This window comes from Streptomyces sp. NPDC005262 (assembly GCF_042872425.1).
Classification (GTDB): domain Bacteria; phylum Actinomycetota; class Actinomycetes; order Streptomycetales; family Streptomycetaceae; genus Streptomyces.
Genome location: NZ_JBIAKK010000009.1, coordinates 46,386 through 71,395, shown reverse-complemented (window position 1 = coordinate 71,395; position 25,010 = coordinate 46,386). Strand labels below are relative to the sequence as shown.

Annotated in this window: 19 protein-coding genes; 12 read left to right on the top strand and 7 right to left on the bottom strand. The window is 70.5% G+C overall.

What is annotated here, in order from left to right:
- Positions 1 to 39: 39 nt before the first annotated feature.
- Entirely contained in the window at positions 40 to 2,532 is a 2,493-nt protein-coding gene (locus ACFYP5_RS22545) for a ThuA domain-containing protein (RefSeq protein ID WP_389038825.1), read from the bottom strand.
- 237 nt (positions 2,533 to 2,769) lie between these two features.
- On the opposite strand from ACFYP5_RS22545, the gene ACFYP5_RS22540 reads away from it, so the two are divergent.
- Positions 2,770 to 3,777 (top strand): multicopper oxidase domain-containing protein, encoded by a 1,008-nt coding sequence (locus ACFYP5_RS22540; RefSeq protein ID WP_389038822.1) that lies wholly within the window; start codon positions 2,770 to 2,772, stop codon positions 3,775 to 3,777.
- Positions 3,778 to 3,780: 3 nt separating this feature from the next.
- Here ACFYP5_RS22540 and ACFYP5_RS22535 read toward each other — a convergent pair whose 3' ends face one another.
- Positions 3,781 to 5,973, bottom strand: a complete 2,193-nt coding sequence (locus ACFYP5_RS22535) for a DEAD/DEAH box helicase (RefSeq protein WP_389038819.1) — start codon at positions 5,971 to 5,973, stop codon at positions 3,781 to 3,783.
- Positions 5,974 to 6,336: 363 nt separating this feature from the next.
- Here ACFYP5_RS22535 and ACFYP5_RS22530 point away from each other — a divergent pair, with 363 nt between their 5' ends.
- The 4 genes from ACFYP5_RS22530 (at position 6,337) to ACFYP5_RS22515 (ending at position 12,700) form a co-directional block, all read left to right on the top strand.
- Positions 6,337 to 7,137, top strand: coding sequence for a VOC family protein (locus tag ACFYP5_RS22530; protein ID WP_389038817.1), 801 nt, complete (start codon positions 6,337 to 6,339; stop codon positions 7,135 to 7,137).
- Between the two features lie 74 nt (positions 7,138 to 7,211).
- Complete coding sequence (locus ACFYP5_RS22525; protein WP_389038814.1) at positions 7,212 to 7,466, top strand: WhiB family transcriptional regulator; 255 nt, start codon at positions 7,212 to 7,214, stop codon at positions 7,464 to 7,466.
- A gap of 67 nt (positions 7,467 to 7,533) precedes the next feature.
- On the top strand, positions 7,534 to 9,153 hold the full coding sequence (locus ACFYP5_RS22520; protein ID WP_389038811.1) for a GMC family oxidoreductase: 1,620 nt from the start codon (positions 7,534 to 7,536) through the stop codon (positions 9,151 to 9,153).
- Positions 9,154 to 9,337: 184 nt separating this feature from the next.
- Positions 9,338 to 12,700 carry a hypothetical protein gene (locus ACFYP5_RS22515; RefSeq protein WP_389038808.1) on the top strand — a complete coding sequence of 1,121 codons (3,363 nt, stop codon included), beginning with the start codon at positions 9,338 to 9,340 and terminating at the stop codon, positions 12,698 to 12,700.
- A gap of 39 nt (positions 12,701 to 12,739) precedes the next feature.
- Here the strand turns inward: ACFYP5_RS22515 and ACFYP5_RS22510 are convergent, their stop codons facing one another.
- The 3 genes from ACFYP5_RS22510 to ACFYP5_RS22500 all read right to left on the bottom strand — a co-directional run bounded on the left by ACFYP5_RS22510 (position 12,740) and on the right by ACFYP5_RS22500 (position 16,406).
- Positions 12,740 to 13,714, bottom strand: a complete 975-nt coding sequence (locus tag ACFYP5_RS22510) for an acyl-ACP desaturase (protein ID WP_389038806.1) — start codon at positions 13,712 to 13,714, stop codon at positions 12,740 to 12,742.
- Between the two features lie 279 nt (positions 13,715 to 13,993).
- Positions 13,994 to 15,625: an ABC-F family ATP-binding cassette domain-containing protein gene (locus ACFYP5_RS22505; RefSeq protein ID WP_389038803.1), complete on the bottom strand. Its 1,632-nt coding sequence runs from the start codon at positions 15,623 to 15,625 to the stop codon at positions 13,994 to 13,996.
- Positions 15,626 to 15,989: 364 nt separating this feature from the next.
- Positions 15,990 to 16,406, bottom strand: coding sequence for an SsgA family sporulation/cell division regulator (locus tag ACFYP5_RS22500; protein WP_389038800.1), 417 nt, complete (start codon positions 16,404 to 16,406; stop codon positions 15,990 to 15,992).
- A 181-nt stretch (positions 16,407 to 16,587) separates the two neighbouring features.
- Here ACFYP5_RS22500 and ACFYP5_RS22495 point away from each other — a divergent pair, with 181 nt between their 5' ends.
- Positions 16,588 to 17,685: a WD40/YVTN/BNR-like repeat-containing protein gene (locus ACFYP5_RS22495; RefSeq protein WP_389038798.1), complete on the top strand. Its 1,098-nt coding sequence runs from the start codon at positions 16,588 to 16,590 to the stop codon at positions 17,683 to 17,685.
- A 9-nt stretch (positions 17,686 to 17,694) separates the two neighbouring features.
- Here the strand turns inward: ACFYP5_RS22495 and ACFYP5_RS22490 are convergent, their stop codons facing one another.
- The gene (locus tag ACFYP5_RS22490) at positions 17,695 to 17,991 is read right to left on the bottom strand and encodes a YciI family protein (RefSeq protein WP_389038795.1); all 297 of its coding nucleotides are present in this window, start codon (positions 17,989 to 17,991) and stop codon (positions 17,695 to 17,697) included.
- Between the two features lie 65 nt (positions 17,992 to 18,056).
- Between ACFYP5_RS22490 and ACFYP5_RS22485 the strand changes: the two genes are divergently transcribed.
- Together ACFYP5_RS22485 and mmpA are read left to right on the top strand one after the other, a co-directional pair.
- Complete coding sequence (locus ACFYP5_RS22485) at positions 18,057 to 18,734, top strand: endonuclease V (protein ID WP_389038792.1); 678 nt, start codon at positions 18,057 to 18,059, stop codon at positions 18,732 to 18,734.
- Positions 18,735 to 18,807: 73 nt separating this feature from the next.
- Positions 18,808 to 18,951: a morphogenic membrane protein MmpA gene (mmpA, locus tag ACFYP5_RS22480; protein WP_330247343.1), complete on the top strand. Its 144-nt coding sequence runs from the start codon at positions 18,808 to 18,810 to the stop codon at positions 18,949 to 18,951.
- 58 nt (positions 18,952 to 19,009) lie between these two features.
- Here mmpA and ACFYP5_RS22475 read toward each other — a convergent pair whose 3' ends face one another.
- Positions 19,010 to 20,200, bottom strand: coding sequence for a saccharopine dehydrogenase family protein (locus ACFYP5_RS22475; RefSeq protein WP_389038789.1), 1,191 nt, complete (start codon positions 20,198 to 20,200; stop codon positions 19,010 to 19,012).
- Between the two features lie 204 nt (positions 20,201 to 20,404).
- Between ACFYP5_RS22475 and ACFYP5_RS22470 the strand changes: the two genes are divergently transcribed.
- The 4 genes from ACFYP5_RS22470 to ACFYP5_RS22455 are packed head-to-tail and all read left to right on the top strand — an operon-like array spanning position 20,405 to position 24,975.
- Positions 20,405 to 21,547 carry a CaiB/BaiF CoA transferase family protein gene (locus ACFYP5_RS22470; RefSeq protein WP_389038786.1) on the top strand — a complete coding sequence of 381 codons (1,143 nt, stop codon included), beginning with the start codon at positions 20,405 to 20,407 and terminating at the stop codon, positions 21,545 to 21,547.
- Entirely contained in the window at positions 21,547 to 22,572 is a 1,026-nt protein-coding gene (locus ACFYP5_RS22465) for an LLM class F420-dependent oxidoreductase (RefSeq protein ID WP_389038784.1), read from the top strand. The genes ACFYP5_RS22470 and ACFYP5_RS22465 overlap by 1 nt, the downstream gene beginning before the upstream one ends.
- 10 nt (positions 22,573 to 22,582) lie before the next feature.
- Complete coding sequence (locus ACFYP5_RS22460; protein WP_389038782.1) at positions 22,583 to 23,725, top strand: acyl-CoA dehydrogenase family protein; 1,143 nt, start codon at positions 22,583 to 22,585, stop codon at positions 23,723 to 23,725.
- A gap of 35 nt (positions 23,726 to 23,760) precedes the next feature.
- A complete protein-coding gene (locus tag ACFYP5_RS22455) occupies positions 23,761 to 24,975 on the top strand; it encodes an acetyl-CoA C-acetyltransferase (RefSeq protein WP_389038780.1) in 1,215 nt (404 codons plus the stop codon).
- Positions 24,976 to 25,010 lie beyond the last annotated feature (35 nt).

Below are 25,010 nucleotides of genomic sequence, written 5' to 3'. Positions count from 1 at the left end.
CCGGACGGTAACGAGGTCGCGCGAAGAACGAACGGTGGCTCACTGCACTGCCGCCTTCCTGGCGAGATCCGAGGCGGCCGGGGTCGGCTCGCCGCCCTTGTACGTCACACGCCAGAGCGCGGACTTGGAGTCGGAGGTGAAGAAGCCGCGCCCGTAGTCCAGGACGTACAGCGAACCGTCCGGGGCGAACTTCCAGTCCATGAGGTTGCGGATGCCGTCCGCCCCGACCGGGATGATCTTCTTCAGGGACTCGGCGTGGGTGGGCAGACCGCCCTTGCCGACCGTCTTCGGGTCGGTGAGCACGGCATGCCGCGGCTGCGTGTCGTCGTAGAAGTCACCGACGAACCACTTGCCGTCCCAGTACGACGGCCACTTGTCGGCGCTGGTGCTCGCCGCGTCGTACCGGTAGACCGGGCCGTTCATCGTCGCCTGGCCACCGCCCTTGAGCCACGGCAGCAGCTGCTTCTGCTCCTCCACCTTGTAGCTCGGGATGCCGTTCGCGTCGCGCGGGTAGTCCACACCACCGCCCTGCGGTGAGTACCAGATGGTATTGGACGTGATCGGCGGCAGATTCACCAGACCGTCGTTGTTCGGCGACTCGTTCCTGGGATGGTCGCAGTCGTACCAGCCGAGCGGCTTGCTCGGGTCCGGCAGATTGCGGTCCCGGTACGGCTGCTTGTTGCCCATGCAGTACGGCCAGCCGTGGTTGCCCGCCTTGGTGATCGCGGAGAACGTGTCGTACTTCGCCGGACCCCACGTGGTGCTCGGCGCGCCCGCGTCGGGGCCGACCCAGCCCGCGTACAGGGTGTCGGTGGTCTTGTCGACGGAGATCCGGGCCGGGTTGCGCACGCCCATCACATAGATCTCGCCGCGGGTCTTGCCGCCGCCCTCGTCAGGCTCCTTGCCGGTGAAGAGATTGCCCTCGGGCAGTGTGTACGTGCCGTCGTCCTCGGGGTGGATCCGCAGGATCTTCCCGTTGAGGTTGTTCGTGTTGCCCGCGGTGCGCCGGGCATCTGCGAAGGACACGCCCTTGTAGTTCGGCGCCGGGTTGTTGCCGGAGTAACCGTCGCTGAAGCCGGAGGAGTTGTTGTCCCCGGTCGCGATGTACAGATTGCCCTTGGAGTCCCAGGCCATCCCGCCGCCCGCGTGGCAGCAGCTGTGGATCTGGACCGGCCAGTGCAGCAGCACCTTCTCGGACGAGAGATCCAGCTTGTTCGTGGCCAGGTCCAGGGTGAACCGGGATACCTGTCGCACCGCCATCTGCTTGTCGCGGTCGATCTTCGAGTGGGGCGTGTAGTGCAGATACACCCAGCCGTTGGTCTCGAAGTCCGGGTCCAGCTCGATCCCGAGCAGGCCCTCCTCGACCTTGACCAGCTCGTCACCGCCGCCCTTGTTCCCGAAGACCGTCAGCTCTCCGGCGAGGGTGACCTTCTTGGTCTTCGGGTCGTAGACATGGATCTGGCCCAGGCCCTTGCCGATGTTCGGGTCGTTCCAGTCGGTGACCACCGGCTTGCTGCTGTCGGCGCCACCGCGCCCGATGTACAGCGACCGTCCGTCGGGCGCGACGACCAGCCCGTGCGGCTCACCGATCTGGTCGTTCTGGCCGGGCTGATTGGGCTGGGTGACCCGCTCCGCCTTGTAGTTGGAGGTGATCGTCGCCTTGCAGTCGGCCCGCGAGATCCGGGTCGTCCAGGCGAGTGCGCCGCGCAGATGGTCGCGGAAGTCCGTCTCCGCGAAGCTGTCGACCGTACCGCCCATCGCGGTGTAGAAGGACCGGCCGCCGTCGTAGTCGCGGCACCAGGACACCGGGTGGTCCCAGCCGTTGGCGCCGGCCCCCGGCTTGTACGTGATCTCGCGGACGCGGGCGACGGTGTGCACGTCGCCGGACGGGTTCTTCGTCCAGTTCAGCCACCTGTCGGGGCGCTTCCACTCCAGCGGCAGGTTCTTCGTCGCCGGGTGCTGCCGGTCCCCGATCTCAACGGTGGCCCGCTGTACGTCGGTTGGGCTGTCGGCTGCCGGACGGGCGCCGACGAGGCCGGTGAACCAGTCCGAGTACGGTTCGGTGCGTGCCGCGTCATGGATGCCGAGGAAGCCGCCGCCGGCCTCCATGTACGCCTCCAGACCTGCCTCCTGCTCCGGATCGAGGACATCGCCGCCGCCGGTCAGGAAGACGACGGCGTTGTACCTGCCGAGCTGCTTGCCGTTGGTGAAGACGGCCGGATCGTCGGTCGCAACGGTCTTGAACCGCCCGGCCTCCGGGCCGGTGAGCCCGATCTTCTCGATGGCCGCGATACCCGCGTCGACGGTCGGGGACTCGTCGGTCGCCGAAGCGTGGAAGACGAGCACCTTCACGTTGACTCCGCCGGGTGGAGACGGCAGGGACAACGTTGTCGCCATCGACTGCGTGTCCACCGGCTGAGGTTTCGCATCGGCTGCGTTCTGGCCGAGTAATGAGACGGTCAGTGCGCCGGCCGCCACGGCCGCCGCGAGTCCTCGTCGTGATCTGGACCGGTGATGTGGTGTGCGCTGCATGTGGTCACCCACCCCTCTTTGGTCACTGCAACAGCATGGAGTCACTGCAACAGCCGATGAAGCTAGACCTCTTTTTGCGACTCGCCAATAGCTATAGCGGGAATGGCACGAACTTTGTCCTTAGTGTGGATAAACGAAGATCCCCGGGCTACCGTATGGCCCGTCCCGGGGGTCACATACGCCCCGCCGGTCTCTGGAAACCTCCGCAAATACCCTTATGACAGTCGGGAGTTCGACATGGATCGAAGGAGCTTCAATCGCCGGTTCCTGGTGGGCGGCGGGGTCGCGGCGGCGACCGGAGTGACATCGTTGTCGGTCGGAACGATCGAGGCCAGTTCGGCGGAGCCCCCGCCGAGAACCGCTCCGGCGGGCGGCGTGGTCCGCCATCTCAAGCTGTACGCGGAGAAACTGGCGGACGGTCGGATGGGCTACGGATTCGAGAAGGGCAAGGCAACGGTCCCGGGGCCGCTCATCGAGATCAACGAGGGCGACACCCTGCACATCGAGTTCGAGAACACCATGGATGTGGCCGCCAGCCTCCACGCGCACGGCGTCGACTACGACATCGCGAGCGACGGCACCCGAATGAACAAGAGCATCGTCGAGCCGGGTGGCACGCGCACCTACACCTGGCGCACCCATGCGCCGGGCCGCAGGAAGGACGGCACCTGGCAGCCGGGCAGTGCGGGCTACTGGCATTACCACGACCATGTCGTCGGGACGGACCACGGCTCGGGCGGCATCCGTAAGGGCCTGTACGGTCCGGTGATCGTCCGGCGCAAGGGCGACATCCTGCCGGACAAGACGATCACCATCGTCTTCAACGACATGACGATCAACAACAAGCCGGCGACCGAGAGCCCCAACTTCGAGGCCACCGTGGGGGACCGGCTCGAAGTCGTCATGATCACGCACGGCGAGTACTACCACACGTTCCATGTCCACGGACACCGCTGGGCTGACAACCGTACGGGCCTGCTCACCGGCCCCGACGACCCGAGCCGGGTCATCGACACGAAGATCGTCGGCCCGGCGGACTCCTTCGGCTTCCAGGTCATCGCCGGCGAACATGTGGGCGCGGGAGCCTGGATGTACCACTGCCATGTGCAGAGCCACTCCGACATGGGCATGGCCGGGCTGCTGCTGGTCGCCAAGGCGGACGGCACGGTCCCGGGCTACGACCCGCACGACATGCATGAGATGCACGGCATGAAGACCGACCCGCCGAAGGCCGACAAGTCCTGAGGGTCAGCCTCCGGTCGCGCCCGTCGCGAGGCGCAGCTGTTCCTCCTCGACGATGCGCCGGGCCAGGCTTCTCTCCGACACGTCCACGGCGTCCGGTGTCGTCTCGGCGACATCGCTGCGCCGCGCGTACGCGTCGAACAGCCTCTCCTTGCGGGCCAGGATGTCCAGCATGCGCTGGTCCACACTGTCCGTCGCGAGCAGCCGGTGGACCTGGACCGTGCGTATCTGTCCCATCCGGTGGGCGCGGGCCACGGCCTGGTGCTCCATCGTCGGCTTGATCTGCGGCTCGCAGAGGATGACCACAGATGCGGCCTGCATGTTCAGGCCGACGCCCCCTGCCTGGATCTGGCTGAGCAGGACCGCATGGCCGTCCACCGCACTGAACTCGTCGATCAGCTCCTGCCGCCGGGTGGCCGGGACGTTCCCGGAGACCGGTCCGAACGCGCCCTTCTCCAGGACCTCTTGGACCGCTGCGAGCACCTCGCGGAAGTACGAGAACACGACGACCTTGAGTCCGTTGCCTGCGGCCTCCGTGACGAGCTCACGCAGGCGGTTCAGCTTCGCCGAGGTCTCGGGGCGCGCATACGCCGCCCGGCGCATCCGCATGAACTGCCCGGCGGCGACCGCCTCGCGGTAGACGGCGAGATCTCCCTCACTGAACTCCTCCCACTCGTCGACCTGCACCAGCGCCGGGAGTTCGGTCAGCACGTCCTCCTGGTTGCGGCGCAGATAGGCGGGTGCGACGGCTCTGCGAAAGGCGTGCGAACCCGCGACCCCATGAGTGGTGCTGATGGACGGGGCCAGTTCGGGCTGGAGATGGCGGACCAGGCTGCGGAACTCCTCGACGCGGTTCTCCATCGGCGTACCGGTCAGGAAGAGCACCCGTTCGGTGTGGCCCGCCCAGCCGGACACCGCGCGCGAGCGGCGGGTGGCCGGGTTCTTGACGTAGTGGGCCTCGTCGACGACCAGCATGCCGGGCCGCCTCCCGCCGTCCCGGGCGGCCGGCAGGGTGTGCAGAGCGTCGAACGTGGTGAGGGCGACGCCGCCCCGCTCGTGCCACTCGGCGAACGCCTCCTGCCGCTCGGGGCCGTGCACCGGCAGGACTCGCAGCGTGGAGCGGGCCCGGACCTCCCGTGCCCAGTTGATCAGCACGCTCGCCGGGCACACCACCAGGAAGTGCGTCTCGCCCCGCGCCGAGAGATGCGCGAGTGCGGCGATGGCCTGCACGGTCTTGCCGAGCCCCATCTCGTCGCCGAGAATCACCCGCTTCTGCGCGAGCGCGAAGCGGGCGCCGAACGACTGGTAGCCGCGCAGCGAGACCCGCAGGTGCGCGTCGTCGAGCCGCACCCCGCGCACCCGGTCCGCGATCCCGGAGGGGAGGAACCCCTCGGCGGCATGCCGGTCGGGGCCGGTGCCCGACACCTCGGCGAGCAGGCTGTAGTACTCGGCGGAACGCAGCTCGAAGTCGACCCAGGCCGCGACGTCGGACTCCGGGGCACGCAGCAGATCGACCGACACCTGCCCGAACAGCAGCGGAAGTCCGCGCTCCGCCGCGTCCGCGACGACGGCCCGTACGGATGCGACGCCGGCGAGCGCCGTCGCGCGGGCCTGCCGACCGGAGAACAGCATGCGCAGCCGGCCGCGGGCCGGGCCGGCCTCCGCCAGCAGCGGCTCCAGCCGGCCGACGAGCCGTCGCGCCGCGTCCACCGCCCGCCGGACGTCCGGTCCGGCCTCGACCAGTCGGTGCAGGGCTGTGATCAGGGCGGTGGTGGACTTGTCCGGCGCTTCCACATCGATACGGACGGCGACCGTGTCCCGGACCGCGTGGGCGATCTGCCCGGCGGCGGCCAGCACCTGGTCGGCGGTCTGCGCACCGACGCCGGGGATCTGACGGAGCTCGTACCGGTTGGCCTCGTGGACCTGGCCGACGGTGGTGTAACCGGCCTGCTCGACCGCGCCGATGCGCAACCGGCCTTCGGTGACGTCCTTGAGCCGGGAGACCGGGATGGCGGCCAGCTCGCGGCGGATCAGCGAGTCGAGGATCGGGGTGAGTTCGGCGTGTATGGCCTCGACGGCGCGGGTGTGATCGGACAGCAACGCACGCGCCGCGCCGAGCAACTGCTCGGCGCGCGCGAGCAACTCCCGGGCGGCCTTCCCCCTCGGAGCCCCGGAATCCGTCTCCCCGGCCTCTGTCATGTACGTTCCTCTGTCCGCGCAGCCCCGCTGCCGCCTCGCCCGACACCTGCCCGAGTGAGACATATCGTGCCACGGGCCGATGACAGGGACGGCCGGGCGGGGCTGGGACGGCGCAGGGTCAGGGTGCGGGCGGCGTTCGGTCGGGGAGAGCAGCAGAACCTCCAGGGCGCGCGCACAGGCCGGGGCCTGGGTCATCGGCGTGCCGGTTCCGAGGGAGGGAACCGCGCGCATATGAGGGCCGTGCCCCGGTGCAATGGATTCCGGCGTTGCGCGGACCGCAGTTGTCGGTGCCCGGTGCAAGACTCGGAAGGTCAGGAGATGCCGCTGCAGTACAGGTACGGGACTCGCTGAAGGAGCCGCGCGATGCTCACCACCGATTTTGTCACCGGATCCCCCAACTGGCTCGATCTCGGCACGCCCGACGTCGATGGGGCCACCGCCTTCTACCGAGGCCTCTTCGGCTGGGAATTCGTGCCCGGCGGTCCCGAGACCGGCGGATACGGGATGTTCATGCTGGACGGGAAGTCGGTCGCGGGGGCGATGAGCGTTCCGCCGGAGCAGGCGAAGTCGTCCTGGTCGGTCTACTTCCGGACGCCTGACGTCGATGCCACCGCGAAGTCGGTCGAGCAGGCCCGTGGCGCGGTGCCCTTCCCGCCGATGGACATCCTCGACTTCGGCCGGATGGGGGGTTTCACCGACCGGGGCGGGGCGTACTTCGGGGCCTGGCAGCCGAAGAAGGTCCCGGGTCTGGGCGCGGTGGGTGTTGCGCGCACGCTCTGCTGGGCCGAGCTGTACACGCCGGACGTGCCCGCGGCCGCCGCGTTCTACCGCGCTGTCTTCGGGTGGGACACCGCCCAGACGCCGTACCCCGGCGGCGGCGGTTCCTACACGGTGATCCGCACCGAGGGCGGCGGCGAGGAGGCCGGCTTCGGCGGGCTCGTACCCGTCAACGCCGTTCCGACCCAGGCCGTTCTGGGGCCGCACTGGCTGCCGTACTTCGAAGTCGACGACTGCGATGACGCGGTCGCGGACGTCGAGCGGCTGGGCGGCAGGCTGACGCTGGAACCCCTGGACATGCCCGGCGTGGGCAAGCTCGCCAACGTCGCCGATCCGTACGGTGCGCACTTCGCGGTGATCAAGAGCGCCGAGTCGCCGGGCAGCTGACCGGAGTGCGTACGAGCCCCCGCATTGATGCGTCGTTGATCAGTCGTTTATCGCAACCGGGCACTGTGTCCGCCATGCTGATCAACACCGTGACCGGCCCTGCGCTCGCCTGGCAGGAGACAGCGCTGTGCGCGCAAGCGGGACCCGAATTCTTCTTCCCTGCCCCCGGCAGCTCCACGCGTGAGGCCAAGCAGTTGTGCAACGCCTGCGAGGGCCGGGAGGCCTGCCTGGAGTACGCCCTCGACAACGACGAGCGGTTCGGCGTCTGGGGCGGCCTCTCGGAGAAGGAGCGGGAACGACTGCGCAGAGTTGAGCGCGATCGGGCCTGAACTTCCCCTGTGCATGCCACAATTCGGCCCTGCGTGTTCCTGAGTCCACAGTCCAGGGGGAGCCGAGTTGAGCGAGTACGACTACATCGTCGTCGGGGCAGGATCGGCCGGCTGTGTGCTGGCCGCCCGACTCTCCGAGGACCCCACGGTCCGTGTCGCGCTCGTCGAGTCCGGCGGGCGTGACCGCAAGCCGGAGATCCGGATTCCGGCCGCCTTCCCGAAGCTGTTCAAGACCGCGTACGACTGGGACTTCAGTACGGTGGAGCAACCGGCCCTCGGCGGCCGGGAGCTGTACTGGCCCCGGGGTCACACCCTCGGCGGATGCTCGTCGATCAACGCCATGATGTGGGTGCGCGGGCACCGCGACGACTACGACGCCTGGGGCGGGTCCGCCGGTGCGGACTGGTCCCACGACGCGCTCGTGCGGTACTTCCGCCGAGCGGAGCGGTGGACCGGCCCGACCGGCGACGGCACCGTGTACGGCACCGAGGGTCCCCTCTTCATCTCGCCGCCCCGTGCCCCCAGTCCACTGACGGCCGCCTTCCTCGACGCCTGCTCGCTGGAAGGTCTGCCCTTCCTGCCCGAGCTGAACGCCCCCGACCACAGTGGCAGTGCCCTCACCCCGGTCAGCGTCCACCGGGGCCGCCGCTGGAGTGCCGCCGACGGCTACCTCAAACCGGCCGGACGCCGGGCCAACCTCGACATCCTCACCGGAACGCGCATCCGCAGCCTGGCCTTCGCTGCCGACGACTCCACCCGCGTCATCGGCGTCGTCACCGAACGCGGCGACGGCGCGGCCACGCTCACCGCACGCCGCGAGGTCATCCTCAGCGCCGGAGCCATCGGATCACCGCAGCTGCTCCTTCGCTCCGGCATCGGCGACCCGGACCAGCTGCGCGCGTCCGGCATCGAGGTGCGCGCCGCATCCCCGGACGTGGGCTGCCACCTCCAGGACCATCTGTCCTTCGCCGTGACCGTGCATTGCCCGCAGCCGGTGACCATGACCGGAGCCGACAGTCTCGCCAATGTCGGCCGCTTCCTGCTCGCGCGTCGTGGGCCCCTCACCTCGAACCTCGCCGAAGCGGTCGCGTTCATCCGCTCCACCCCGGAACTCGCCGCCCCCGACCTGGAACTGATATTCGCCCCGGCTCCGTTCATCAACCACGGTCTGACCGCCCCGACCGAACACGGCATCACCATCGGCGTGGTCCTGCTCCAGCCCGAGAGCGCCGGCCGCATCACCCTGGACCCGGACACCGGTGAGAACGCCGACGGCGCCCCGGGCGTCCGCATCGACCCCGGCTATCTGACCGCCGAGCCGGACCTGCAGCGCATGATCGCCGGAGTCCGCCGCGCCGAGTCCCTGTTCGCCGCCGCGCCCCTGGCCGCGCACACCTCGGGTCCGATGGGCCCGTACCCCGGTCCGGTCGACGACGCGCGCCTCGCCGAGGCGATCCGTACCGGAGCCGAGACGCTCTACCATCCGGTCGGCACCTGCCGGATGGGTGAGGACCCGGAGTCGGTGACCGACCCCCGGCTGCGGGTGCGTGGCGTGTCGGGGCTGCGGGTGGTCGACGCCTCGGTGATGCCACGCATCACCCGCGGACACACGCATGCGCCCACGGTGGCTATCGCCGAGCGGGCAGCCGAAATAATTCGTGAGGACGCACGGGTGACAGCTGGTTAGGATCTCCCCGATGCGTGGATGCGGCGCATAGGCAGTCGCTTCCGCACTGTCTGCGGAAGGACGCCCGTTCGAGCGGCAAGGTGATTCCGTTGCCGCACGCCGGAGTGCACGCCGACGGCGCCGTCATCCGCGGTGTTCACCGGGACGCTCGTGGCACTTCGATACCGGAAGGCACAATCGCCGCATGGTGAAAGCTCTCCTGGACGCCCTCGATCCGCTCCCGTACCCGCAGCGCATGCGTGAACTCGCCGTGCGGGCACGCAGGCTGGCCGCCGACGGCGAGCTCCGCCCGGTCCTGGCGGAACTGGAGCGACGGGGACCGTACGAGCGGGGCCTTGCCGTCATCGCCGCGGCCGTCGGCCGGGACGCTGAGTGGATCGCCGCTCACCTCGCGGACGAGGACACCTTCGTGCAGGGCCACGCCCTGCGGGTCGCGCACAGCCTCGGCGTACCGGACACGGCCTACGAGGCGGCACTCGTCGATGCCTCCGAAGCCGTGCGCCGCAGACTGCTGCGCGCCGTCGTGGACGGGCATCGCACCGCTCTCGCCGACCGGCTGGTCGACGGGCTGCGCACCACCTGGGGCGACGCCGAGGCGGCCCGTCTGCTGCCGGGCTGCTCCGCCGGGACCGTGACCCGTCTGCTGCCGGAGCTCTTCCACGCGGTGTCCCGCTGGTCCGCGTTGGCCCGCCGCCACCCGGGCCCGCTCCTCGACACCGCAGAACGCGAACTGGCCGCCAAGCCGGAGACAACGCGTGACGGATGGTGGCAGTGGTACGGGCACGACCGAGGGATCGCCTCCGCCGTCACGCACTGTCCGGAGCGGGTCCTCGACCTGCTCGAACGCTACGGACCGTCACGACTGCCCGCACCCCTGCACCGCCGACTCGGCATCCTGGTCGCCGCCGACCCCGTGCGTTTCGCACGGCTGTTGCTCGGCCACCAGGGTTTCGCGATCCGTCGCAGTGGCGCTCTCACCCGCACCGTGCTCCGCCGCCTCGCAGACACGGTGCCGGAGGAACTCCTTGTGGAGCTGGGCCGTGCGATGGCCGGGTTCTCCGAGCAGAACCGGCTGATCGAGGCGCTCCCACCGGGCCGCCGTGGAGCCTTCCACACCGCGGTCGTCGACGGGCAGGGCGACGGCTCGCGCGTCACCGTCGACGCCACGCTGCTCGATGGGCTGCCCCGTACCTCCGTGGTGGAACAAGCCCGGCGGATGGCGGAGCGCGCGCGGGACCGTGGCGCCCCGTGGTCCACCGTGCTGCTGGCGGAGTCGTATCTGCCCGTCGGTGAGGTGCGGGAGAAGCTGCTCGCCGCCACCCGGCGGTCTGCCGCGGACGACCGGGCCGAAGCCTGGCCACTGCTGATACGCAACGCCGGACGCTCCGGCGACCCGGCCGCCGTCGCCGTCGTCCTGGACGACATGGCGAGGCTGCGCAACGAACAGGACCCCGTCCGGTCCGCCGCGCTGCACGCGCTCCTCGCCGTCCCGCCCGCCCTGCTCACCGACGACGTGGAACCGCAGTTGGACCGGCTGGTCGCCGACGCCGTCGAGGCCCGCGACTCCTCCCCGTACACCCGCGGAACACTGAGCTCCCTCGCCGTCGCCGTGCTGCGCACCCACACGGCCACCAGACAGCGCGCCCTGGTCAGCTGGGCGCTGCGCACGCTGACCAGGCTCTCCGGGAACACCGGCGGCGCCGACCTCGGCCGGCTCGACCGCACCCTGCGGCGCGGCCAGGAGCACACGGTCTTCGAGGCGCTGAGGCCCTGGCTGGAGGCGGGCGCCGAGAAGTCCGACTACGAGCTCGTTCTTTCCCTCACCCGGGCGGTGGGCCGCCGCGCGGCCGCCATGGAGGACCTGCAGGAACTGCTGTGGCAGGCCGTGCGCTTCGGGACCGGTTCCACCTCGCGGGCCGCCGTCGAACTCTGGCTGCAGCCGCGGGCGGACCGGGACGTCCGCGTCGAACGAATCCTCGCCCGTGAGCCGTCGGCGGCCGTGCTCCCCGCCGTTCTGTCCGTCCTCACCCGGCGGCGCACCGATCTGCTCGACCGGTTCCTCGGCGACACCCCGCCGTACGGACGGTTCCTCAACTACGCCACGCCGTGGACCGTGCCGGTCGGGCGCGAGGTGCGCCGCTGGGTGCCACGTCAGATGCGGGCCGCCGCCCGCGCACTGGAGCAGTCGGCGCAGGACGGGAAACTGCCGCTGTACGCACGGGCGGCGGCGATCGGACAGCTGGCCGAGGTTCCGGGGTCGGGGGCGGAGGCGCTGAGCCGCTGGACCGGTTCGTCCGATGTGCTCCTTGCCGAGGCGGCACTCGCCGCACTCGCCCGGACCGACCGGCCCGCGGACGTCTTGCCCGAACTGCTCGCGCACAGCGGAGACGAGCGGGCCCGGGTCGCGGTGTACGCGGCGAGCCGCGTCTCGCGTCACGTCCGACCGTCACGGCTGGGTCCCCTGCTGCGGGAGCGGGTGGCGCCGGGCACGGGCAAGGTCACCAGCCGCAAGGAGGTCGTGCGGCTAGCCGCGACCCGGCTGCCGGCCGGTGAGGCGGCGGGCGTCCTCGCCGAGGCGTACGCACTGCCCGGCCAGCACCCGGATGTCCGTGCGGCCTGCGTGGCCTTCGGTACGGAACTGCTCGGTGACGAGCGGATGTGGGAGGTGATGGCGGACGCGGCAACCGGCGGCCGGGTACTGCGGACCGCGGTACTGCAGGTGGGTCCGGCAGAGTTGCCCGAGTCGTACCGGCCGCGTTACGCGCGCCTAGTGCAGCAGGTGTGCGCCACCGACGACGAGGACGTGGCCGCGCTCGCCCACCAGGCGCTGGCTCGCTGGGTGCCGTGGGCGCCCGGGGCATGCGCGGTGCTCGTCGACGCCCTCACCGACCTGGACCGCCGTCGGGGCTGGCAGTCCGCCGCCGTCGCGCTGACCGGCGCGGCCTCCGCGGCGCCGGAGGCGGCCGGTGAACTGAACCGGGCGCTACGGACACTGGCCACCACCGACACCGCCGACGAGGCGGGATCCGAACGGGACCGGCCCGCGCGGCAGCGGATCGATCACGTCGTGAACCTGTTGACCGCACGGGCCGTGACGCACCCCGAAACGTTCCGGGCGGAACGTACCGCCGCCGCCGACATCCTCGCGGCGCACCGGGGTTTCGTACCGCAGGCTGCCGTACTCCTCGCCCACGCGCTGGACCTGGACGCGGGTCCGGACCCGCTGCACTCGGCGCTGGTCCGGTTGGCCCGCCTGCACGAGGGGCGGCCCGTGCTCGCCTCCCGTACCGCGCAGACGCTCGCCACCCGGATCACGTACGCACACCGGAACGGCATCGGAGACACCGACACCCTGCTCACCGTCGCCGCCCGGCTCGGCGCGACCGGAGACACCGCGGAAGGGCTGTTCGCCGCCGCGCTCACCGCGACAGGCGGCGCCCGCACCGCGTGGACCGGGCCCTGGCGCACCCAGCTGAGGCTGCTGCGCCAGCATCCGGTCCCCGACGTACGCGACGCCGCCTACGCAGAGGTGACGGCCCACGAGTGAGCGGGCTCGTGGGCCGTCGGTGAGCTGTGAGGGCGCGGGTCAGGCGCCTGCGCGGGCGGCCATCCGCGCCTTGCGCGCGGCCAGCTTCTCGTCGAACTTGGCCGCCTCGCTGTCCAGGCCGCCCAGGTACAGCCCCAGCTCCTCCTGCGCCTTCAGCCCGTCCGGGCCGAGCCCGTCGATGTCCAGGACCTTCAGGTAGCGCAGCACGGGCTGGATCACGTCGTCGTGGTGGATCCGCATGTTGTAGATCTCGCCGATCGCCATCTGCGCGGCGGCCCGCTCGAAGCCGGGCATTCCGTGGCCGGGCATCCGGAAGTTGACCACGACGTCGCGCACGGCCTGCATCGTCAGATCCGGGGCGAGTTCGAAGGCCGCACCGAGCAGGTTGCGGTAGAAGACCATGTGCAGGTTCTCGTCGGTGGCGATGCGCGCCAGCATGCGGTCGCAGACGGGATCGCCCGACTGGTGACCGGTGTTGCGGTGCGAGACGCGGGTCGCGAGCTCCTGGAAGGCGACGTACGCCACGGAGTGCAGCATCGAGTGGCGGTTGTCGGACTCGAAGCCCTCCGCCATGTGCGCCATCCGGAACTGCTCCAGCTTGTCCGGGTCGACCGCGCGCGAGGTGAGCAGGTAGTCGCGCATCACGATGCCGTGCCGGCCCTCCTCGGCGGTCCAGCGGTGCACCCAGGTGCCCCAGGCGCCGTCACGGCCGAAGAGGGAGGCGATCTCGTGGTGGTAGCTGGGGAGGTTGTCCTCGGTCAGCAGGTTCACGACCAGTGCGATCTTGCCGATGTCGGAGACCTTGGACTGGTCGGCCTGCCAGGCCTCGCCGTCCTCGAAGATGCCCGGGAAGTTCCGGCCGTCCGAGAACGGCACGTACTCGTGGGGCATCCAGTCCTTGGCGACCTTGAGATGGCGGTTGAGCTCCTTCTCCACCACCTCTTCCAGGGCATACAGCAGCTGGGCGTCTGTCCACGCCTGCGAACTGCCGAGGTGGGGAGAGGTGATCGTCACGGGGGCTCCTGGGGACGGGAGAATTACTTACGGCCTCGTAGGTTACGAGACCGTAGGTTAAGGCGGGAATAAGGCCCTCGCCAAGCCCGCGCACCCGAAGTTCGCTTACGTACCGTTATGTGCGCAGGTCACGCTGGGTGTGCGGAGAGGTACGTCACGCAGTTTCCGAGTGTCGCGAACTCACCGATGCGGGGGTACGGCGGACGGGACCGCGCCCCGGTGGCGAATACTGCCACCCCGTGCGGTCTTCATCCACGTCCGCCGATCCGCCCACGTCCCTCACATTTCCGCGCGCACCGCCTCGGCGGTCGTGTCACGCAGTTCGCCGTCGAGCAGCAGCCAGCGCGTGATCCCGACCGACTCCAGGAACGGCACGTCGTGGCTCGCCACGATCAGCGCCCCCTCGTACGACTCCAGAGCCTCCGTCAGCCGGCGCACGCTCGCCATGTCCAGGTTGTTCGTCGGTTCGTCCAGCAACAGCAGTTGCGGCGCTGGCTCGGCGAGCAGCAGCGCAGCCAGCGCCGCACGGAAGCGTTCCCCGCCCGACAGCGTTCCCGCGAGCCGGTCGGCCCGTGCCCCCTTGAACAGAAAATGCGCCAGCTTCGCCCTGATCCGGTTCTCCGTCGCATCCGGGGCGAACCGCGCCACGTTCTCCACGACGCTCAGCCCGTCGTCGAGCACGTCCAGGCGTTGCGGAAGAAAGCGCAGCGGCAGATGGGCCGTTGCCTCACCGGCCGCCGGTGCCAGCTCACCGGCCAGCGTGCGCAGCAGGGTCGTCTTGCCCGCGCCGTTGCGGCCCACCAGGGCGATCCGTTCGGGGCCGCGTACCTCGAACCCGCCGCGCAGCCGGGCCCCGTGAGCGAGTTCGAGGTCGCGCAGCAGGAGTACCCCCAGGCCTGGATGGACCTTCGTGCGGGGCAGTTCGACCCGGATCTCGTCGTCGTCCCGCACAGCCTCGACAGCCTCGCCGAGGCGCTCCCTCGCCTCGGCGAGCCTCCCGGTGTGCAGGACACGGTGCTTACCGGCGGAGACCTGGGCGGCCCGCTTGCGGTTGCCCATGACCGCCTTCGGTTCGCGCTTGGTGTCCCACATCTTCTGCCCGTAACGCTTGCGACGGGCCAATTTGACCTGAGCGTCGGCCAGTTCGCGCTTCTGGCGTTGCACGTCGGCCTCGGCGACCCGCACCATGCGCTCGGCCGCCTCCTGCTCGACGGCGAGTGCCTCCTCGTACGCCGTGAGGTTCCCGCCGTACGACGTGATCTGGCCCTCCCGCAGATCCGCGATCTGGTCGACACGCTCCAGAAGTTCACGGTCGTGACTGACGACGACCAGTACCCCCGTCCAGGCGTCGATCGCTTCGTACAGCCGCCGGCGGGCGTACAGATCCAGATTGTTCGTCGGCTCGTCCAGCAGCAGTACCCCGGGACGGGCCAGCAGGAGCGCGGCGAGGCGCAGCAGCACGCACTCGCCGCCCGACAGCTCGCCGATGGTGCGGTCGAGCCCGATGTGACCGAGGCCGAGCTGATCGAGGGTGGCGCGGGCGCGCTCCTCCACGTCCCAGTCGTCACCCACGGCCGCGAACCACTCCTCCCGGACGTCGCCCGCCTCGATGGCGTGCAGTGCGGCCCGGGTGTCCGCGACACCGAGGGCGGCATCGACCCGCAGTGCCGTGTCGAGGACCAGGTTCTGCGGCAGGTAGCCGATCTCGCCCAGCGTTCGGATACGGCCGTCGGTGGGGGCGAGTTCACCGGCGATCAGCCGCAACAGCGTCGATTTTCCACAGCCGTTGAGACCGATCAAACCGGTCCTACCGGGGCCCACGGCCAGCTGGAAGTCGTCGAAGACCGCACTGCCGTCCGGCCAGGCGAAGGAGAGCGACGAACAGGTGATGTGAGTCATGGGGGCAGACATACGGATCTCCCGGTTGCGAGGAAGGGCAGGAGGCAACGGGTGAGACACCGGTCCAGGGCGTTCCACGGGCATGGCGCACGGCCGAGGAGGAGCCCCGGTTGCGGGGGACGGCTCGAAGAGCTGAGGTCACACCCGGGCGCGCGGACATGACAGACATGCACGGGCATGAACTGTCCGGACACGGCGCGCAACGCGGTGTCTCAGGGCCTCAGACGAGCAACGTCCTTCTCCGATCCGACGACAACAAGGACGTCACGAACGGTACGAGCGGACCTCGCGGCACAGCAAGCGATTTACGCCGATCCCGGCCGCGCCGACGGGCGCGGCAGAACCCGGGCCGGTGGAGCCGCCGCGGGGGTCCGGGTCAGCAGGATCCGCCGAGCAGGTCCGCCAGACTGCGGTCGAGATCCAGGTACCGGTGCTCATCGCCCGGCGGGACCAGCGTCTGCGCCCGCCGGAGGAAGCGTCGCAGTTCCCCCGTGCGGACGTGCACCATCGCGATGCCCTCGGCGGCATGGAATTCCAGCACCGTACGGTCGTAACCGAACGGCCTGATCCGTACGTCCCCGACGCCGGCCGGCGCGTCCATGCCCGCCGACAGCAGATCGCGGGAGAACTCCCAGGCCACCTCGGTGCCTTCCAGCGTGGCCGGTGCAGGGAACGCCATGCGTACGGCGAACGGGTCACTGCGGTCGTACTGCAGGATGGCGGGAAGGGTCTCCATGCGGGGCGCGGACGCGACCATGCGGGCCTGCACGGACTGCTCGATGACGATGGACACGACCTGCTCCCCCTCGGGCCGGATGAACGGTAACCGGCACCGACAGAGACGACAGAAGTCTCCGAACCGTGCACTGGCGACAGCGTGAGCTGCGTCACCGTGCGATGCCGTCGCGATCGGATCCCCCTTCGAGGGGGCGCACCCTGGACGGCGCACTGACGGTCGGTTAGCTTCCTGCGCCATGAGGCTCAAGGGGAAGACGAGACGACTGATGTCCTGGGGAGTGTGCGGGGCGGCGCTGATCGCCGCGCTGGCCACGCCGGCCGCGCAGGCAGCACCGGGGGAGGGGCACGGGCCCGGCCACCGGCCCGCCTGGACGCTCACGGAGACGGGGACGGACGCCCGCTTCCGCGGCCTCGCCGCCGTCAGCAGCCGCACCGCCTGGGCAGCGGGCTCGAAGGGCACAGTCCTGCGCACCACCGACGGAGGCCGCCACTGGCGCGACGTGGCGCCGCCCGGTGCGGCGGAGGCGGCCCTGGAGTTCCGCGACATCGAGGCCTTCGACGCACGGCGCGCGGTGGTACTGGCCATCGGGGAGGGCGAAGCCTCCAGGGTGTTCCGTACGGCCGACGGCGGGACCACCTGGACCGAGTCCTTCCGCAACACCGACGCCCGTGCCTTCTACGACTGCCTCACCTTCTTCGACAGCCGGCACGGCCTCGCCATGAGCGATCCGGTGGACGGAAAATTCCGCATCCTGTCCACCGCGGACGGTGGCCGAAGCTGGAAGCTGCTGCCCACGGCAGGGATGCCGGACGCCCAGACAGGCGAGGCGGGGTTCGCCGCCGGCGGCCAGTGCCTGGTCAGCTCGGGGCCGAGGGACGTCTGGCTGGCGACGGGCGGCGCGGCCACCGCCCGGGTGCTGCACTCCGCCGACCGCGGGCTGACCTGGACGGCCACCGAATCGACGATCCCGGCCGGAGACCCGGCCCGAGGCGTCTTCGGCCTGGCGTTCCGTGACCGTACGCACGGCATCGCGGTCGGCGGTGACTACCGGGCGGACCAGGCCTCGCCGAACGCCGCTGCCGTCACGGGCAACGGAGGCCGCAGCTGGCAGCAGTCCACCACCCCGCCGCCCGCCTACCGCTCCGGTGTCGCCTGGGTTCCGCACAACCGCTCGACGGCACTGGCCGTCGGCCCGACCGGGACGGACCTGACGACGGACGGCGGGCGCACCTGGCGCACGGTCGACACCGGTTCGTACGACACAGTGGACTGCACACCGGACGGCGGCTGCTGGGCGGCCGGCGAGAAGGGGCGGATCGCCCGGCGGGCATAGGCCCGGTCGTCAGGGCAGCTGCTGCCGGTACGGGGCGAGTTCGTCCGACGTCTTCGTCGCGATGAACTCCGTGATCCGGTACGCGCACACGCCCTCGGCCGCGAAGGGGTCGGCCGCCGCGATCTTCTCGATCTGCGCGCGGTCGTCCCCCACGGCGAGGATCACACCGCCGTCGCGCGGGTTCTTGCGGCCGGACGCGATGAAGACCCCGGCCGCGTACTGCGTGTCCAGCCAGGCGGCATGCGCCTCCATCAGCCCGTCGACACGCTCGACGGGGGCGGTGTAGGTCAACTCGAGTACGAACATGAATGTCACCTTATCGACGTCCCATCGGAGCCTGCCCGGACGGGACTTCTATGCTGGTCGGCACCATGACGACCTTCCGCACACCCGCCGACGCTGCCGAGGCGCGCGCCATCCAGGACACCCTCCGCGCCCGCGTGGTGCTCGACGAGCCGGGGCCGCCGCCAGGGACGGGACGGGCGACCGGTGTCGACGTCGCCTACGACGACGAGCACGATGTCGTGGTCGCGGCGGCGGTCGTGCTGGACGCGGTGACTCTGGACGTCGTCGCGGAGACCACCGCCGTCGGACGGGTCACCTTCCCGTACATCCCGGGACTCCTCGCCTTCCGCGAGATCCCGACCGTGCTGGCCGCACTGGAGGCCCTGCCAATCGACCCCGGTCTCGTCGTCTGCGACGGATACGGCAGGGCGCACCCGCGCCGCTTCGGGCTCGCCAGTCACCTGGGCGTTCTCACCGGACTCCCCGTCATCGGTGTGGCCAAGAACCCGTTCACCTTCACGTACGAACCGCCGGGCCCCCGGCGCGGCGACTTCTCGCCGCTCCTGGACGGGGACGAGGAGGTGGGCCGGGCGCTGCGCACCCAGGACGGCACCAAACCGGTGTACGTCTCGGTCGGGCACCGGACCGGCCTGGACAACGCCTGCGCGCACACGCTCCTGCTGGCCAGGGATTTCCGCCAGCCGGAGACCACCCGCAGGGCCGACGCGCTGTGCAGGCAGGCGCTCCGGGAAGCGACCGCCTGAGTGCGCGCGGCCACCTGTACATGAGTATGTGTACGGATACCGCCTGCCGATCATGACCGGCACTCTTGTACACATGAACGACCATCGAACGTCCGCACGTACCGGAACCGTCTATGTCGCCCAACGGCGCCTCGCCGTGGGAATGACCCTGGGTGTCCTCGCGGGCGTCGTGTGGACCGTCGCGATGATCTGCACGCTAGCGTCCTGGATGCTCTGACCGGCGGTTCCGTCCGCCTGCCGACTCCTCCCGCGGCGGTTCGAGCGGCACGGTCCGCTCAGCGGACCGCCGCGACCCGGAAGCGCAGCCCGGCCCCGCGCAGCCGCTCGAGCAGCGCGTCACCCATCGCGACAGCGGTGGTGACCTGCCCCGATGTCGGCGGAAGCTCGTCCAGGGCGAGGCAGAGCGCCGACTGGGCGAGCATCTTCGCCGTCTCGTCGTAGCCGGGGTCACCGCCGGACACCTCCGTGAAGACCCGGCGGCCGCCGCCCTCCCCGACGAAACGCACCGTGAACCAGCTCCGCCTGCGGCGCTCGGCGTCCGGGCCCGCCCCCGGCTCGTACCGGCCCATCAGCCAGTTCCGTGCGGCCGGCAGCTGAGCCGCGCCGAGGAGGGCGCCGATCGCGGCCGTGCCCCCGAGCGCCACCGGCAGGCGCTTCACCGAAGCGAAGTGGCGGTAGCGGAAGTCCGGCCCGTATCGCGCCAGCCGCCGCGCCGAGCGCTCGACGACCTGTGGGTCCAGCGTCGGCAGAGGCAGTGCCCAGGTGCCGGTCTCCGCACTGAAGTGCGGGGTGCCGAGCGATGCACGGGCACGGCGGCCGACCAGGCGTGGTTCGTGCAGCCGGCGCTCCTGGGCGGCGCGCAGCATCTGCGGGCCGCGGCCCATCGCGGTGAGCGCGGATGCGAACGTACCGCCGGAGAAGACGGCATTGCTGCGCACGAAACCGTCGATCGTCAGCGGCACGTCCTGCGGCAGCTGCTGGACGGTGAAGTACACCCCGAGGTCGTGAGGCAGGGAGTCGAAGCCGCAGGCGTGCACGAGCCGGGCCCCGGTCTCGCGGGCCCGCGCGTCATGCTCCAGATACATCCGGTCGACGAACTCCGCTTCGCCGGTCAGGTCCGTGTAGTCCGTCCCGGCCTCCGCGCAGGCGGCGACCAGTTTCTCGCCGTACCAGACGTACGGACCCACGGTCGAGGCCACCACGTGCGCCGATTCGGCGAGTTCGCGCAGCGCGTCGGGGTCGTCGGCGTCGGCGTGCACCAGCGGAAGGTCCGCACAGCGCGGGTCGATCGCGGTCAGGCGGTCACGCAGCTCGGCCAGCTTGGCCGGGCTGCGGCCGGCCAGTGCCCAGCGGCAGCTGTCGGGTGCGTGGGCGGCGAGATATTCGGCGGTGAGGGCACCCACGAAGCCGGTGGCACCGAAAAGGACTATGTCATAGGGGCGTTGTGCCCCGTTCTGCCTGTTCACGAGTGCCTCCGCAGGGGCCGGCGCCGATGTAGCAGGCAGAGGTTAGCCGAGGGGGTCGTGGCGGTGTACAGCCGGGCGGCGATCGTGAGGGAGGATCCAGGGGAAAGAACTAAGCGCTTGCTCGGCTCAAGGGGTTGTGCGGAGCGCGGCGCGTTCTTAGCATCATCGCTGTTACATCAGTTGTGTCACACCGCTGGGGGCTTGATGGCAAGGACAGAGCACGGCCCACTGGCGGGCGTCCGCGTGGTGGAGCTGGCGGGCATCGGCCCCGGACCGTTCGCCGCGATGCTCCTGGCCGACCTCGGCGCCGATGTCGTCAGGGTCGACCGGCCCGCCGGCCCGGGGCTCGGCATCGATCCCGTGCACGACCTCACCAATCGCAACAAGCGCTCCGTGCTCGTCGACCTCAAGGCCGAGGACGGCCCGGACCGCGTCCTGGACCTGGTCGAACGCGCCGACATCCTGATCGAGGGCTATCGGCCGGGCGTCGCCGAACGCCTCGGCGTCGGCCCCGACGCCTGTCTCGCCCGCAATCCCGGGCTCGTGTACGGGCGGATGACCGGCTGGGGCCAGGACGGACCGCTCGCCGAGCGGGCCGGACACGACATCGCGTACATCGCCCTCACCGGCACGCTCTCCTTGATCGGCAAGCCCGGCGAGCCGCCCACCGTCCCCGCCAATCTGGTCGGCGACTACGCGGGCGGCTCGCTCTACCTCGTCGTCGGCATCCTTGCCGCCCTCCAGCACGCCCGCACCCCCGGCGGCACGGGCCAGGTCGTGGACGCGGCGATCGTCGACGGCGCCGCCCACCTCGCCACGATGATCCACGGGATGCTGGCGGCCGGCGGCTGGCAGGACCGGCGCGGCTCCAACCTGCTGGACGGCGGCTGTCCGTTCTACGGTTCGTACGAGACCGCCGACGGCCAGTACATGGCGGTCGGCCCGTTGGAGCAGCAGTTCTACGACCAGTTCATCGAGCTCCTCGGCATCGAGGACCAGGCCCCGGACCGCAAGGACGTCACCCGCTGGGAGGAGCTGCGCACGGTCGTCGCCGACCGGTTCAGGACCCGGACGCGCGCTGAGTGGACCGAGGTCTTCGAAGCCACGGACGCCTGTGTGGCCCCCGTCCTCTCGCTCCGCGAGGCCCCGCACCACCCGCACCTCGCCGCCCGCTCCACGTTCGTCGAACACGGCGGCCTCACCCAGCCCGCCCCCGCACCCCGCTTCTCCGCCACCCCCGCCTCCGTACGCAGCGGACCCGCGCGGCCCGGCGCGGACACCGAGGACGTCGCCCGCGACTGGGACGTACCGAGCATGCACCGGCCCCGGAAGGACACCACCGACTGATGGAACTCTCCCTGCCGCTGAACTACGCGGGCGACCCGCGCGATGCCTGCGACCAGGTCGCCGCCCTGGAGTCCGCCGGACTCGACGCCGTCTGGGTCGCGGAGGCCTACGGCTTCGACTCGCCCACCCTCATGGGCTACCTGGCCGCCCGCACCGAACGCATGAAGATCGGTGCGGCGATCCTCAACGTCTACTCCCGGACCCCCGCCCTCATCGCCCAGACCGGCGCCGGGCTCGACGCGATCTCCGGTGGCCGGGCGCTGCTCGGGCTCGGCGCGTCCGGGCCGCAGGTCGTCGAGGGCTGGCACGGCAAGGCGTACGACAAGCCGCTCGGCCGGACCCGCGAAACCGTCGAACTGTGCCGCCGGATCTGGCGCCGCGAGGTCATCGACCACCACGGCATCACGGACATGCCGCTGCCCAAGGAGAAGGGCGGCCGGCTCGGCAAGCCCTTGAAGATCCTCACCCGTCCGGTGCGCGAGGAGATCCCGCTCTACATCGCCTCGCTCGGCCCCGCCAACGTCCGGCTGACCGCCGAGATCGCCGACGGCTGGCTGCCCACCCTCTACCTCCCCGAGAAGGCCCAGCAGGTGTGGGGCACGGCCCTCGCCGAAGGGGCCGCCGAGCGCGACCCGGCGCGTGGCCCGCTGCAGACCGTCGCCGGCGGACTCCTTGCCATCGGCGACGACGCGGCGGCGCTCAGGGACCTCGCCCGTCCGCAGATCGCGCTGTACGTCGGCGGAATGGGCGCCAAGGGCAAGAACTTCTACAACGACCTCGCCGTCGCCTACGGGTACGAGAGGGAAGCCGCGCTCATCCAGGAGCTCTACCTCTCCGGGAAGAAGAAGGAGGCCGAGGCCGCCGTCCCGGACGAATTCTGCGAGCTCATGTCGCTGTGCGGGCCCGAGGGGTACGTGCGCGACCGTATCGAGGCGTTCCGGGAGTCCGGCGTCACCATGCTCAACGTCATCCCGGTCGGTCCCGATCCGGCCCGGCTGATCTCCACCGTCAAGAACTGGCTCTAGGGGGCCCGCAGTGCAGCGGAAGATCTTCACCGAGGAGCACGACGCGTTCCGTGAGACCGTCCGGACCTTCCTGACCAAGGAAGTCCTCCCGTACTACGAGCAGTGGGAGAAGGACGGCATCGTCTCGCGCGAGGCCTGGCTCGCGGCCGGCCGGCAGGGACTGCTCGGTTTCGCCGTGCCCGAGGAGTACGGGGGCGGCGGCACCACCGACTTCCGGTACAGCGCCGTCCTCGCCGAGGAGTTCACCCGGGCCGGCGCCCCCGGACTCGCACTAGGCCTGCACAACGACATCATCGGCCCCTACCTGACCGGGCTCGCCACCGAGGAACAGAAGCGGCGCTGGCTGCCGGGCTTCTGCAGCGGCGAGATCATCACCGCCATCGCGATGACCGAACCCGGCGCGGGCTCCGACCTCCAGGGCATCCGCACCACCGCCGAGGACAGGGGCGATCACTGGCTGCTCAACGGATCCAAGACGTTCATCTCCAACGGCATCCTCGCCGACCTGGTGGTCGTCGTGGCGAAGACCACCCCGGAGGGCGGTGCGAAGGGGCTCTCGCTGATCGTCGTCGAACGCGGCACGGAGGGCTTCGAGCGGGGCCGTAACCTCGACAAGATCGGCCAGAAGTCCCAGGACACGGCCGAGCTGTTCTTCAACGACGTCCGCGTCCCCAAGGAGAACCTGCTCGGTGAGCGCGACGGCGCGTTCATCCACCTGATGACCAACCTGGCTCAGGAGCGGATGGGCATAGCGGTCGCCGGGATCGCCGCCGCCGAGTACCTCCTGGAGATCACCACGCAGTACGTCAAGGAGCGCGAAGCCTTCGGGCGGCCGCTCTCCAAGCTCCAGCACATCCGCTTCGAGATCGCCGAGATGGCCACCGAGTGCGTCGTCACCCGGACCTTCATCGACCGGTGCATCGTCGACCACTCGAACGGCGAACTCGACGCCGTACACGCTTCGATGGCCAAGTGGTGGGCCACCGAACTGCAGAAGCGCGTCGCCGACCGCTGCCTCCAGCTCCACGGCGGCTACGGCTACATGGCGGAATACCGGGTCGCGAAGGCGTTCACGGACGGCCGCATCCAGACCATCTACGGCGGAACGACCGAGATCATGAAGGAGATCATCGGCCGCTCTCTGCTCGCCTGACCCCGACGATCGACCACCCTCGAAAGGCTGCTGTCTTGAGTACCGAAGCATTTGTCTACGACGCGATCCGCACCCCGCGCGGCCGCGGCAAGGCCAATGGCGCCCTGCACGGCACCAAGCCGATCGACCTCGTCGTCGGCCTCATCCACGAAATCCGCAACCGCTTCCCCGGGCTGGACCCGGCCGCCATCGACGACATCGTCCTCGGCGTGGTCAGCCCCCTCGGCGACCAGGGCTCCGACATCGCCCGGGTCGCCGCCATCGCCGCCGGCCTCCCGGACTCGGTGGCGGGCGTCCAGGAGAACCGGTTCTGTGCCTCCGGTCTGGAAGCCGTCAACCTGGCTGCGGCGAAGGTCCGTTCGGGCTGGGAGGACCTGATCCTCGCGGGCGGTGTCGAGTCGATGTCCCGGGTGCCGATGGGCTCCGACGGCGGCGCCTGGGCGATGGACCCGATGACCAACTACGAGACCGGCTTCGCCCCGCAGGGCGTCGGCGCCGACCTCATCGCCACGATCGAGGGCTTCTCGCGCCGCGACGTCGACGAGTTCGCCGCGCTCTCCCAGGAGCGGGCCGCCGAGGCGTGGAAGGACGGCCGCTTCGCGCGCTCCGTCGTCCCGGTCAAGGACCGTAACGGCCTCGTCGTCCTCGACCACGACGAGCACATGCGCCCCGGCACCACCGCCGACTCGCTGGCCACCCTCAAGCCCTCGTTCGCCACCATCGGCGAGCTGGGCGGCTTCGACGCCGTGGCGCTGCAGAAGTACCACTGGGTGGAGAAGATCGACCACGTCCACCACGCGGGCAATTCGTCCGGCATCGTGGACGGCGCCGCACTCGTCGCCATCGGCAACAAGGAGACCGGCGAGCGGTACGGCCTCACGCCGCGCGCCCGGATCGTCTCCGCCGCGGTCTCCGGCTCCGAGCCGACCATCATGCTGACCGGCCCCGCCCCCGCCACCCGCAAGGCCCTCGCCAAGGCCGGACTCACCATCGACGACATCGACCTCGTCGAGATCAACGAGGCGTTCGCGGGTGTCGTCCTCCGCTTCGCCCGGGACATGGGGCTCTCCCTCGACAAGATCAACGTCAACGGCGGCGCCATCGCGCTCGGACACCCGCTCGGCGCCACCGGCGCGATGATCCTCGGCACGCTCATCGACGAACTGGAGCGCCAGGACAAGCGGTACGGCCTCGCCACCCTCTGCGTCGGCGGCGGCATGGGCATCGCCACCGTCATCGAGCGTCTCTGACCGTCCCCGGCCACCCCTTGCCTACGGAGAACACA